Genomic DNA, 11,765 nt, shown 5'->3' on the forward strand with positions numbered 1-11,765 from the left:
CTTAAGCCTTCCTGGCTGCACTCAAATTATTCTAAGTTCGGGAGGAACCTCAAAGACTACGTTCTCTTCACGGCCAGGATGCTCGGCGACCACCTTGCCACCCAGCTCCCGCAGACGGGCAATCACGTTTTGCACCAGCACCTCGGGGGCGGATGCACCTGCAGTGACGCCGATCGCCTTCACCCCTTCCAGCCAGCTCGCCTCGATCATCGACGCATCGTCGATAAGATAGGCTCTGGCACCCACCTTCTCGGCCAACTCGCGCAGACGGTTGGAGTTGGAAGAGTTGCGAGACCCCACCACCAGCATGGCGTCCACCAGCCCCGCCATCTCCCGCACCGCATCCTGACGGTTTTGGGTGGCGTAGCAGATATCGTCCTTGCGCGGCCCCTGGATCTTGGGGAAGTACTGGCGCAGCGCATCGATGACGTCAGAGGTCTCATCCACGCTCAGGGTGGTTTGGGTGACGAAGCAGAGGTCATCCGGATTCTTTACCTTGAGCTTGGCCACATCTTCCGGTGTTTCTACCAGATACATGCCGCCTTCGCGATTCTCGTACTGCCCCATGGTCCCGATCACCTCGGGGTGACCGGCGTGGCCGATGAGCACAGCCTCGGAGCCCTTGCGGCTGGCGCGATGAACCTCCATGTGCACCTTGGTCACCAGCGGACAGGTGGCATCGAATACCTTGAGGGCGCGGGACTTTGCCATCTCGCGCACTGTCTTGGCCACGCCGTGAGCAGAAAAGATGACGATGCTGTCGTCCGGCACCTCGTCCAGCTCCTCGACGAAGACAGCGCCCGCATCTTTCAACTTGTTCACCACATACCGGTTATGCACCACTTCGTGGCGGACATAGATGGGGGCACCGAACTTCTCCAGCGCGCTCTCGACAATACTGATGGCGCGATCGACACCGGCGCAAAAACCGCGAGGGTTAGCGAGCAGAATATCCATTAATGCACCTTCTCCTCATCATCAACGCCCAGGATCTCCACCTCGAAGGTGACGGTATGACCGGCCAGCGGGTGGTTGAAATCGACCGTGACCGACATCCCGGCTACCGCCCGGATAATGCCCGGCAGCTCGCTGCCATTGGGCTGATCGAACAGGATGATGGTGCCGACTTTTGGCTCCACATCGGCGCCAAATTTGGCACGGTCGAGATGGTAGATATTGTCGGGATTGGAGAGACCAAAGGCCTCTTCCGGCGCCAGAGTAAAACTCTTGCACTCCCCTTCGCTCAGCCCCAGCAGACACTGCTCGAAGGTGGGGGTCAGGCTGCCATCGCCCATCCGCAGGCGGGCAGGTTTGCCGTGCAGCGCCGTGCTGTCGGCAACTGAGCCATCTTCCAGCTTGATGGAGAAGTGGAACAGCACGCTGCTGTTAGCGGTGATCTGCTGGCTCATGCCTGCTCCTTTTTCTCACCACGGAACCCGTCCAGCACAATCATGGCGGCCCCGATAAAGATAAAGCTGTCGGCCAGATTGAATGCCGGCCAATGCGCACGCTGCCAGTAGAAGTCGAGAAAATCGACCACATGGCCCAACACCAGTCGATCAAAGACGTTGCCAAGCGCGCCGCCGATGATGAGTGAATAGGCGATACCGCTCCAACGCTGGGTCACCGACTGCTTGCGCAGCCAGTGGATCAGCAATCCACAGATGGCAAAAGCCAGCACCGCGAAGAACCAGCGCTGCCAGCCCCCCTGATCAGCCAGAAAGCTGAATGCGGCGCCCTTGTTGTAGACGTGAACCAGATTGAAGAAGGGGGTGATCTCCACCCCCGGGTAACCAAATGGCAGCAACTTGACCACGGCGAGCTTGCTCGCCTGGTCCAGTACAAAGGCCAGCACTGCCAGCCACAGCCAACGCAGGCCGCTTTTATGTTGAGTCATGTTCATCAGGCAAATTGACGCGTTTCGCCGTCACCCTCGACGTTGGTCACACAGCGACCACAGATCTCTTCGTGATCCGCGATGGTGCCCACATCTTCCACATGGTGCCAGCAGCGGTCGCACTTGGCGGCGGCAGACTGGGCCACGCTCAGCCACAGGTCATCACGCTCGGTCGCCACAGAGCCTTCCGGCGCAGTGTCAGCCTCCACAACCTTGGCTTTGGAGGTGAGCAGCACGAAGCGCAGCTCATCAGCCAGGGCATTCAGGCGTGCAGCCAGCTCCGGCTTGGCGAACAGGGTCAGCTCGGCCTGCAGGGAGCCGCCGATGCGCTTCTCACCACGGGCCACTTCCAGCGCCTTGTTCACTTCACCGCGCACGGTGAGGATCTCGGCCCAGAACTCGTCGTTGAGGGTTTCACCCGCTTCCAGCCCGAACAGGCCGTCGTACCACTCTTCAGTGAAGACGAACTCGCCGCGCTCACCCGGCAGCAGGGCCCAGATTTCATCAGCGGTGAAGCTCATGATCGGCGCCATCCAGCGCACCATGGCCTCGGCAATGTGATAGAGGGCTGTCTGGCAGGAGCGACGGGCCAGGCTGTCAGCTTTGGCGGTGTACTGGCGATCCTTGATGACGTCCAGATAGAAAGAGCCCATCTCGATGGAGCAGAACTGCATCAGCTTCTGGGTTACACCGTGGAAGTTGTACTCGTCGAATGCCGCCATGATCTCGGCCTGTACCGCTTTGGCACGGCCCACGGCCCAGCGATCCACCACCACCATGTCGGCAGGCGCCACCATGTCGGTCGCCGGATTGAAGCCGTTCAGGTTGGCCAGCAGGAAGCGGGCGGTGTTGCGAATACGACGATAAGCATCAGCAGAGCGCTTGAGGATCTCGTCGGAGACAGTCATCTCGCCGGTGTAGTCAGTGCTCGCTACCCACAGACGCAGGATGTCGGCACCCAGCTTGTTCATTACGTCTTGCGGGCTGACCACGTTGCCGATGGACTTGGACATCTTGCGACCCTGACCATCCACAGTGAAGCCGTGAGTCAGTACCTGGTTGTAGGGAGCCTTGTCTTTCATGGCCACACCGATCATCAGGGAGGACATGAACCAGCCACGGTGCTGGTCAGAACCTTCCAGATACATGTCGGCCGGCTTGCCGTTGAACTCGGGACGGGCATCGACCACGGAGGCGTGGGTAGAACCGGAGTCAAACCAGACATCCAGAGTGTCAGGCACCTTGTCGTACATGTCGGCATCGGCACCCAGCAGCTCGGCCTTGTCCAGATCCCACCATGCCTGAATGCCGGACTGCTCGACCCGCTTGGCGACCTCGTGCATCAGGCGCACGGATTCCGGGTGCAGTTCCTGGGTCTCTTTATGGACGAACAGGGAGATAGGCACACCCCAGGTGCGCTGACGGGAGATACACCAGTCAGGACGGTTCTCGACCATCGCCTGAATGCGGTTTTTACCCCAGGCCGGTACCCAGCCGCTCTGGCCTTGCTGGGCAATGCCGTCCTTCTCGATGCGCTCGATCTCTTCCAGTGCGCGCTTGCGCAGACCCTTCTGCTCCATGCTGATGAACCACTGTGGAGTAGCACGGAAGATGATCGGGGTCTTGTGACGCCAGCAGTGCGGATAGGAGTGGTTGAACACCTTGTGGTGCAGCAGGGCGCCGCGCTCGGTCAGCACTTCGATCACGGAGGCATTGGCCTTGAACACATGCTGGCCGGCAAACAGTTCGGTATCCGGCAGGTAAACACCGTTGCTGCCAACCGGGTTGGCCACTTCCAGACCGTACTTCTGACCGACCACGAAGTCTTCCTGACCGTGGCCAGGTGCGGTGTGAACGGCACCGGTACCGGCATCCAGGGTGACGTGATCACCCAGTACCACCGGCACGTCGAAGCTGTAGAAGGGGTGGTTGAAGCGCAGCAGCTCAAGCGCGGCGCCCTTGGCGTAACCCAGATTGTGGAACTTCTCGATACCGGCGCGATCCATCACATCCTTGACCAGCTCGGCGGCCAGGATCAGACGCTCGGGATGCTCACCTTCAACCTGCACCAGTGCGTAATCCAGATCGGCGTGCATGGCGATGGCGCGGTTGGCTGGCAGGGTCCACGGAGTGGTGGTCCAGATCACCGCAGAGATCGGGCCCTTGCCAGTGTGGCCTTCGGCGCAGTCAAACTTGGCGGCAACGGTCGCCTCATCAACGGCCTTGAAGCGCACATCGATGGAGGGGGAGTTCTTGTCGTAGTACTCCACTTCGGCTTCAGCCAGCGCGGAGCCACAATCGGTACACCAGTGCACCGGTTTGGAGCCTTTGTGCAGGTGGCCGTTTTCAACGATCTTGGCCATGGAGCGGATGATGTTGGCTTCGGTGCCAAAATCCATGGTCAGGTAGGGGTGTTCCCAGTCGCCCAGCACACCCAGACGGATGAAGTCGGTCTTCTGCGCTTCGATCTGGGTCTTGGCGTATTTGCGGCACTCGGCGCGGAATTCGGCAGCGGAAACCTTCTCGCCCGGCTTGCCGACCATGCCTTCCACTTTCAGTTCGATAGGCAGACCGTGGCAATCCCAACCCGGCACATAGGGGGAATCGAAACCGGAGAGGCCCTTGGACTTGATGATGATGTCTTTGAGGATCTTGTTGACCGAGTGACCGATGTGAATGTTGCCGTTCGCATAGGGGGGGCCATCATGCAGAATGAAAGAAGGCTTGCCCGCTTTGGCGCGGCGAATAGCGCCGTAGAGATCCTGATCGTACCAACGTTTCAGCATGTTGGGTTCGCGCTTGGCCAGATCGCCACGCATCGGAAACTCGGTTTCCGGAAGATTCAGGGTGTGTTTATAGTCGCTCATCAGTCCTGGGTTCCCTTCTTTTCTAAAAGAGTGCTGGGTAAATTGAATTGTGGCAGCCCGAACCAGGCTCGGGCCGCCAGGGCATCTCGTTCGATCTGCTCTTTCAAGGCAGTGAAAGAGGCAAACTTCTGCTCTTCGCGCAGCTTGTGGCGAAGCAGCACCTTGACCTGTTGACCATATAGATCACCAGAAAAATCAAATAGATGTACTTCCAATCTGGCTTGTGTACCGCTCAAGGTCGGCCGTACACCCACATTGGCTACACCGGGGAAGGTCTTGCCGGAACATATCACTTCCACCGCAAACACGCCACCGACCGGGATCACCTGGCGCTTGAGGGCCAGATTGGCGGTGGGAAAACCTATGGTGCGCCCCAACTTGTCGCCGTGGGCCACCCGGCCACTGATGGTATAGGGGCGGCCAAGCATCAGCTCCACTTCCGCCATCCGGCCCGCCTTAAGGGCTTCACGCACCAGGGTGCTGCTGACCCGCTGCCGTTCGAGCTGGAAGCTCTGGGTACTGATCACCTCGAAGCCGAAGCGATGGCCCGCCTCCTCCAGCAGGTGGAAATCCCCTTCCCGCCCCTTGCCGAAGCGAAAATCATCGCCGACCACCAGATAGCGCACCCCGAGCCTCTCCACCAGCAACTGCTCGATGAAGGTCGAGGCCGCCTGCTCGGCAAAACGGTGGCTGAAGCGCACGCAGAGCATGCGATCGATATGCAGCGCCTGCAGCGCTTCGTACTTTTCCCGCAACCGGCTCAGCCGGGCGGGCGCTGCCGTGCCGGCAAACAACTCCAGCGGCTGCGGTTCGAACAGCATGACGCAGGCGGGCAATCCCAGCTGGGCCGCTTTCTCCTTGAGACGTGCCAATACCGCATGGTGACCCTGATGAACCCCATCAAAGTTGCCAATGGTTAATACACATCCCCGGTGACGGGGCTTGAGATTGTGAATGCCGCGAATAAGCTCCATCAGTGCCTTGTGCGTTGCTGCCATGGAAATCGGCGGATTATATATCAGGCAGCAGGCAGGGTCAGCCCTCATAGCCTGATTTCAACTATCCGGGCCCAATCACGCCCCCTGCTGCCCCGATTTAAGGTGACGCGGCCGAATGCCCAACAGCAGCAACACCACGGCATAGACCGCAGCCCCCAGCGACAGCAGCATGGTCAGCTGCAAACTGGCCTTGCCCATACTCCATGCGCCCCACTGGGCCAAATCTGGCGACAGATAGGCGAGCACGCCCCCCATCAGCACACTGGCGACCAGCAGCTTGAGGCAGAACACGCCGGTATGGCGGGAGGGACGATAGACGCTCTGCTGGTACAACCCCTTGAACAGCAAGGCCGCATTCAGAGTGCCCGAGCAGGCGGTCGAGAGCGCCAGCCCCACGTAACCAAGCGGGTAGATGAAGATGAGGTTGCAGACCATGTTGGCAATCATCGACATCACCCCGATCCGCACCGGCGTCTTGGTATCCTGACGGGCGTAGTAACCGGGCGCCAGCACCTTGATCAGCATCAGGGAGAGCAGACCGGTAGTGGAAGCCAGCAGGCTGGCGCTCGACATGCTCACTTCATGCAGGCCGAACTCGCCGCGCATGAACAGCACTCGCAAAATGGGCTCGCGCATCACCGCAATGCCTATCATGGCGGGCAGGCCGAGCAGCATCACCATCCGCACGCCCCAATCCATGGTGCGGGAAAAGTCCGCCGGATCGGCATCCACATGCTTCTTGGCCAGCGCTGGCAGGATCACGGTACTGATGGCCACCGCAAACAGCCCGAGGGGGAACTCCAGCAGGCGATCCGAGTAGTAGAGATAGCTGATGGCACCAGTCGCCAGGAAGGAAGCCAGCATGGTGTTGACCAGCAGGTTGATCTGGCTGACCGAGACCCCGAACAGGGCCGGGATCATCAGGGTGCGGATCTTCACCACCCCAGGGTGATTCCATCCCCACTTGGGCCATACCAGCATGTTGATTTGGCGCAAAAAGGGGTACTGGAACAGAAACTGCACCAAACCGCCCAAAAAGACACCAATCGCCAGCGAGATCTCAGGTTTGTCCATCAGTGGCGCAATCCACCAGGCCGCCGCAATCATGGTGATGTTGAGAAACACCGGCGTAAACGACGAGACCGCAAAGCGGCCGAAGGTGTTGAGGATGGCCCCCGCCATGGCGGTAAAAGTGATAAACCAGAGGTAGGGGAAGGTGATTTTGAGCATCAGACTGGCGAGCTCGAACTTCTCGGCCGCAGGGCCGCCGTGCAGCCAGTCCCAGAACCAGCCCCAGCCAAACAGCGCGGTCAGCACACCAGACCCCAGCACACCGAGCAGGGTGACCACAGTCACTATGCCCCCCAGCGTGCCCGCAACCGCCGCCAGCAATTCACGCACTTCCCCCTCGTCGCCATTTTTCTTGTACTCCGTCATCACGGGAACAAAGGCCTGGTTGAAGGCACCTTCGGCGAACAGGCGACGCAGAAAGTTGGGAATGCGATTGGCAAAAAAGAAGACGTCGGCGGCCACCCCGGCACCGAGCAGATTTGCGATGACCACATCGCGAACCAAGCCCATTACGCGGGATGCCAGCGTCATTCCGGACACTATCATGCCGGATTTGATCAATTTCTTACTCAAGACGAGGCCTCTGGAACTGTCAGAATGAAAAGAATGCTGCTAGAATCGGCCGACAGTTTAACCGTCTCCCTACTGACACACCACCGGGAGGCGGTGTTTATTTGCACAAATCATTTGACAATATGTGGTTGGAAGGGCATATTTCCGGGCCTTTTCAATACACTCGCTAAGACAGTTTTAGGAGTTTTACCTTGGCTAACATCAAATCTGCTAAGAAGCGCGCTCTTCAGTCAGAAAAACGCCGTCAGCACAACGCCAGCCGTCGTTCCATGACCCGTACCTACCTGAAGAAAGTCATTGCTGCTATCGCCTCTGGCGACAAAGCTGCCGCGACTGCCGCTTTCGCTGTTGCTCAGCCGATCATGGATCGTATGGCGACCAAAGGCCTGATCCACAAGAACAAAGCTGCTCGTCACAAGAGCCGCCTGTCTGCCCAGATCAAAGCTATGGCTTAATCAGCGTCTGCTGATCAAAGCTGAAAAAACCGGCCTTAGTGCCGGTTTTTTATTTATCTGCGCTGCAATAAAGTCGATGCAGCAAACTGATCATTTCACGCACCTCATGGCTGCGCAGCGAATAGTAGACCGTCTGGGCCTCTTTACGCGTCGTCACCAGCTCATCCCGCCGCAGCAGCGCAAGATGCTGTGACAAGGCCGACTGACTCAATTCCAATCGCTCGTTGAGCTCCCCCACCGACAGTTCGCGCTCCAGCAACTGGCACAGAATAAACAGCCGCCGTTCGTTGGCTAGCGCCTTGAGCAAGGCCACTGCTTTACTCGCATTGGCTTCCATCTCTTCAAGTTGCATCACATCTCTCCTCTACCACTCATCGCCGATGATACGTGGTGACGGGTCGTTTTAAAACGACAGGGTGGCCGGCTGGATAGCGGAGAAGTTCTCCTGGCCGGAAAAGAGAAAGGTAAAATCGCTCTCGCAGACCCGCTTCACCGCCGGATGCTGGATCATCCGTTCGGCGAAGATGACGTAATACTCCTCCATCAGATCCTGGGTTTCCCCGATCAGCATCACCCCCTCCCCCTCAAGGATCTCCTCCCGATAGATAGTCGGGGCCATGAAGATGCCCTGATTGAAGAAGCCAAACGCCTTCATCAAGGCGGCATCATCAAACTCGCCAAGAATGCTGGGGGAGACACCTTGCTGCTCGAACCACTGGGTCAGCTGACGCCCCATGGCGGTACGGCGACCGGGGATCAGCAGCTTGCGCTCCTCCAGACAAGCGGGAAAGGGCTTTTCGGGCAGCGGCGCCTTGCAGAAGAAGCTGACACCACAGCCGCCCAACCGCTTGGAAAGTAGCCCCGCATGCTGGCTGGAGTCCACTGGACAGTCGGAGAGGATCATATCGAGCTTGTGCTCGCTCAGCTGCTCCAGCAGCAGTTCGTGGGTCGATTCGAAACAGCGCAGATGGATGGAACCATCATTGGGGATGACAGAGAGCAGCACGCGGCTGGCAAGGCGCTTGGAGAGGGCATCTGCGATGCCAACGTCGAACAGGATCTGGCTCTCCTTGCGGTAGTTGACGATATCGAGCATCTCGTAGGAGAGGCTGAACATCTTGTCGGCATAGCGAAACACCAGCTGGCCCAGCTCGGTCGCCTCAAGAGAGCGCCCCTTGCGTTTGAGCAGCTTGCCCCCGAGGCGCTGCTCCAGCAGCTTGATCTGACCGGTGACGGTTTGCGGGGTCAAAAAAAGGGCTTCCGCTGCCTGGGTAACGGAGCCCTTCTTCTGAGTCATCCAGAAATAGTAGAGATGGTTGTAGTTAAGGTGTGACATCCGATGGGGTTCCCGCTTGACGCGGACTCCGGTAGCAGCTGAGTTCAACCGCCAGAATGTCATACATGTCGCTAACCGAGTCAACCTTGTTCGCGCCAAACTGCTCCATCAGACTGGCCTTGAGGCGCGCCTTGTCAGGCATCCGGTCAGCACAATAACGCTTGTTGGAACGCTTTACCATCTCGCCAGCCCGGCTGCTTAGCGCCCGCTCGGAGAAGGTCTCGCCAAAGCGCGCCTTGGCCTGCTTGTCCCCCAGCAGCAGGGCGCTGTCTACCACCCCGTTCAGATAGGCAGAGCAGTTCGCCGAAGTGGCGTCCTGCTTGCAATCCTCCAGCCCGCCGGCCCAGGCCGCGGGGCTCAACAACAGCATCAACAACCCTGTATGCAGCTTCATAGTCCCTCCGTACTCTGTTCCCCTTCACCCTTGGGAAGGGCCATGCGCAAGGCCAGATAGCCGACTACCGCCGCCATGGTGGAGCCCACCAGGATCCCGAGGCGAGAGTAGCTGCCGTAATCCAGCCCACCGTGCTCGAAGGCGAGAGACGCGATAAACATCGACATGGTGAACCCGATGCCACAGAGGATGCTGACCGCAAAAGTCTGCTTGAAGTTGACCCCGGGCGGCAACTGGGCGATGCCCAGCTTGACCGACAGCCAGCTGATGGTGAACACCCCGAGCGGCTTGCCAATAAACAGCCCCAGCATGATCCCCATAGGCACCGGACTCAGCAGGGAGGAGAGACCAATCCCCTCCAGCGATACCCCTGCGTTGGCAAAGGCAAACAGCGGCAGGATCAGATAGGCACTCCAGGGGTGCAGCTGATGCTCCAGATACTTGAGCGGCGATGCGTAACGCTTGCCGTTAAGCGGAACCATAAAGCCCACCACCACACCCGCCAGAGTCGCATGGACACCAGACTTGAGCACCGCAACCCAGAGCACCAGACCAACCAGCATGTAGAGGCTGATCCTGTCCTCACCACGGCGATTCATCCAAAGCAGAGTGAGGGTTGCCAGAATACCGATGGCCAGCGCCTCCAGCGACAACTGCTGGGTATAGAAGAGCGCGATGATGATGATGACGCCGAGGTCATCCATGATGGCCAGCGCCAACAGGAATACCTTGAGGCTCACCGGTACCCGCTTGCCGAGCAGCGCCATCACCCCGAGGGCAAAGGCAATATCGGTCGCAGCCGGAATTGCCCAGCCAGCGCGCGCCACTTCATCCGAATAGTTGAAAAAGGCGTAGATCAAGGCCGGAGCCAGCATGCCGCCCACCGCCGCAATAGCCGGGAAGGTCGCCTGAACCCGGGTCGAGAGCGCCCCTTCCAGCATTTCACGCTTCACTTCCAGACCAACCAGCAGGAAGAAGATCGCCATAAAGCCATCGTTGATCCAGAGCAGCAGCGGCTTGTTGATGTCGAGAGCCGCGATGCGTACCTGCACCGGCGTGTCGAGAAACGCCTGATACCCGCCAGCCAGCGCGGTATTGGCTAAAATCATTGCCAGCATGGCAGCCATGATCAGAATAATTCCGGAGGCGGCCTCCAGCTTCAGGAACTTTTTGATTACGTCACTCATGGTTAAATTTTCCACCGTATTGCTTTGGTTTGAGTCTATCTCCTGCAACAACCAATGGAAAATCGTTTCTTGCTGCTAAATACAACGAAAAAACCGAAGGCAAAATAGAACATACCTGCTATAAGCAGGTTTTTCTTCGTCTCTGGCTACCGTCTGATTAATCAATAAAATGAATTTTCAATTATTTATCTGCATAAAAATACAACGTTAGATAATGGCCATAAGGTCACGAGACTTTATTACGTAACGCATTAAAACTCATATCTAGGTGGCCTGTTCTGTATGACATGCAAAACAAACATAGCCCCGCGGTTACTAGATGGCACAAATCATAGCCATAAAAAATCCCGCCGAAGCGGGATTTTTTTATGGCTTGCAGCCTTACAGCACGGTCAGCGCCGCAGCGTAGTTCGGCTCGTCGGCCACTTCGGCGACCAGCTCGCTGTGCAGCACCTTGTTGTCACCATCCAGCACCACGATGGCGCGAGCGGTCAGACCGACCAGCGGGCCGGAAGAGAAGGCAACGCCGTAATCTTCCATAAAGGCCGCACCGCGCAAGGTGGAGAGAGTCACTACCTTGTCCAGACCTTCGGCGCCGCAGAAGCGGGACTGGGCGAACGGCAGATCGGCGGAGATGCACAGTACAACTGTGTTCTCCAGCGCGCTGGCCTGCTCGTTGAACTTGCGCACAGAGGTCGCGCAGGTTGGGGTATCGACGCTCGGGAAGATGTTCAGGATTTTGCGCTGACCGGCAAAGCTTGCCAGGGTCACGTCGGAGAGATCCTTGGCCACCAGAGAGAAGGGCTTGGCTTGCTCACCGGCGACCGGGAAGTGACCAGCGACGGAAACCGGGTTGCCTTGCAGAGTGACTGAGTTGCTCATGTGTTATGTCCTTTATTGGTGTAGTAAAAATCCGGGTGATCAGTATAGGGGCGGCGAGACCAGACAAACACCCGCGAAGACAAGGGATATAAAGGGGTTGACCTT

12 protein-coding genes are annotated in these 11,765 nt (G+C 58.3%); 1 reads left to right on the top strand and 11 read right to left on the bottom strand.

Annotated features, from left to right (window positions below):
• Positions 1–21: 21 nt before the first annotated feature.
• The 6 genes from ispH to murJ all read right to left on the bottom strand — a co-directional run bounded on the left by ispH (position 22) and on the right by murJ (position 7,406).
• Positions 22–957, bottom strand: coding sequence for a 4-hydroxy-3-methylbut-2-enyl diphosphate reductase (gene ispH / locus ACTG2U_RS09820; RefSeq protein ID WP_335812314.1), 936 nt, complete (start codon positions 955–957; stop codon positions 22–24).
• Positions 957–1,409, bottom strand: coding sequence for an FKBP-type peptidyl-prolyl cis-trans isomerase (fkpB, locus tag ACTG2U_RS09825; protein WP_335812313.1), 453 nt, complete (start codon positions 1,407–1,409; stop codon positions 957–959). Before fkpB ends, ispH begins: the two co-directional genes overlap by 1 nt.
• Positions 1,406–1,903: a signal peptidase II gene (lspA, locus tag ACTG2U_RS09830; RefSeq protein ID WP_005340447.1), complete on the bottom strand. Its 498-nt coding sequence runs from the start codon at positions 1,901–1,903 to the stop codon at positions 1,406–1,408. Before lspA ends, fkpB begins: the two co-directional genes overlap by 4 nt.
• Entirely contained in the window at positions 1,903–4,764 is a 2,862-nt protein-coding gene (gene ileS, locus ACTG2U_RS09835; protein ID WP_429011810.1) for an isoleucine--tRNA ligase, read from the bottom strand. Before ileS ends, lspA begins: the two co-directional genes overlap by 1 nt.
• Positions 4,764–5,738 carry a bifunctional riboflavin kinase/FAD synthetase gene (gene ribF / locus ACTG2U_RS09840; RefSeq protein ID WP_181223287.1) on the bottom strand — a complete coding sequence of 325 codons (975 nt, stop codon included), beginning with the start codon at positions 5,736–5,738 and terminating at the stop codon, positions 4,764–4,766. Before ribF ends, ileS begins: the two co-directional genes overlap by 1 nt.
• A 99-nt stretch (positions 5,739–5,837) precedes the next feature.
• Positions 5,838–7,406, bottom strand: coding sequence for a murein biosynthesis integral membrane protein MurJ (gene murJ, locus ACTG2U_RS09845; RefSeq protein ID WP_335812311.1), 1,569 nt, complete (start codon positions 7,404–7,406; stop codon positions 5,838–5,840).
• Positions 7,407–7,597: 191 nt separating this feature from the next.
• Here murJ and rpsT point away from each other — a divergent pair, with 191 nt between their 5' ends.
• On the top strand, positions 7,598–7,861 hold the full coding sequence (rpsT, locus tag ACTG2U_RS09850; RefSeq protein WP_005308808.1) for a 30S ribosomal protein S20: 264 nt from the start codon (positions 7,598–7,600) through the stop codon (positions 7,859–7,861).
• 49 nt (positions 7,862–7,910) lie between these two features.
• On the opposite strand, the gene ACTG2U_RS09855 is transcribed toward rpsT, so the two are convergent.
• The 5 genes from ACTG2U_RS09855 to tpx all read right to left on the bottom strand — a co-directional run bounded on the left by ACTG2U_RS09855 (position 7,911) and on the right by tpx (position 11,660).
• Entirely contained in the window at positions 7,911–8,213 is a 303-nt protein-coding gene (locus ACTG2U_RS09855; protein ID WP_429011809.1) for an ArsR/SmtB family transcription factor, read from the bottom strand.
• A gap of 51 nt (positions 8,214–8,264) precedes the next feature.
• Positions 8,265–9,197, bottom strand: coding sequence for a transcriptional activator NhaR (gene nhaR / locus ACTG2U_RS09860; protein ID WP_005340434.1), 933 nt, complete (start codon positions 9,195–9,197; stop codon positions 8,265–8,267).
• Positions 9,184–9,591, bottom strand: a complete 408-nt coding sequence (locus ACTG2U_RS09865) for a hypothetical protein (protein WP_005348920.1) — start codon at positions 9,589–9,591, stop codon at positions 9,184–9,186. Before ACTG2U_RS09865 ends, nhaR begins: the two co-directional genes overlap by 14 nt.
• On the bottom strand, positions 9,588–10,778 hold the full coding sequence (nhaA, locus tag ACTG2U_RS09870) for a Na+/H+ antiporter NhaA (protein ID WP_439974416.1): 1,191 nt from the start codon (positions 10,776–10,778) through the stop codon (positions 9,588–9,590). The genes ACTG2U_RS09865 and nhaA overlap by 4 nt, the downstream gene beginning before the upstream one ends.
• Positions 10,779–11,159: 381 nt before the next feature.
• Positions 11,160–11,660, bottom strand: a complete 501-nt coding sequence (gene tpx, locus ACTG2U_RS09875) for a thiol peroxidase (protein WP_270819828.1) — start codon at positions 11,658–11,660, stop codon at positions 11,160–11,162.
• Between the last annotated feature and the right edge of the window lie 105 nt (positions 11,661–11,765).

The organism is Aeromonas sp. 95A (genome assembly GCF_051919235.1).
In the GTDB taxonomy this organism is placed as follows: Bacteria; Pseudomonadota; Gammaproteobacteria; order Enterobacterales; family Aeromonadaceae; genus Aeromonas; species Aeromonas veronii.

What these genes read in the sequence shown, in the direction of transcription:
- ispH (WP_335812314.1), bottom strand. Translation starts at nt 957, where the DNA reads ATGGATATTCTGCTCGCTAACCCTCGCGGTTTTTGCGCCGGTGTCGAT.
- fkpB (WP_335812313.1), bottom strand. Translation starts at nt 1,409, where the DNA reads ATGAGCCAGCAGATCACCGCTAACAGCAGCGTGCTGTTCCACTTCTCC.
- lspA (WP_005340447.1), bottom strand. Translation starts at nt 1,903, where the DNA reads ATGAACATGACTCAACATAAAAGCGGCCTGCGTTGGCTGTGGCTGGCA.
- ileS (WP_429011810.1), bottom strand. Translation starts at nt 4,764, where the DNA reads ATGAGCGACTATAAACACACCCTGAATCTTCCGGAAACCGAGTTTCCG.
- ribF (WP_181223287.1), bottom strand. Translation starts at nt 5,738, where the DNA reads ATGGAGCTTATTCGCGGCATTCACAATCTCAAGCCCCGTCACCGGGGA.
- ACTG2U_RS09855 (WP_429011809.1), bottom strand. Translation starts at nt 8,213, where the DNA reads ATGCAACTTGAAGAGATGGAAGCCAATGCGAGTAAAGCAGTGGCCTTG.
- nhaR (WP_005340434.1), bottom strand. Translation starts at nt 9,197, where the DNA reads ATGTCACACCTTAACTACAACCATCTCTACTATTTCTGGATGACTCAG.
- ACTG2U_RS09865 (WP_005348920.1), bottom strand. Translation starts at nt 9,591, where the DNA reads ATGAAGCTGCATACAGGGTTGTTGATGCTGTTGTTGAGCCCCGCGGCC.
- nhaA (WP_439974416.1), bottom strand. Translation starts at nt 10,778, where the DNA reads ATGAGTGACGTAATCAAAAAGTTCCTGAAGCTGGAGGCCGCCTCCGGA.
- tpx (WP_270819828.1), bottom strand. Translation starts at nt 11,660, where the DNA reads ATGAGCAACTCAGTCACTCTGCAAGGCAACCCGGTTTCCGTCGCTGGT.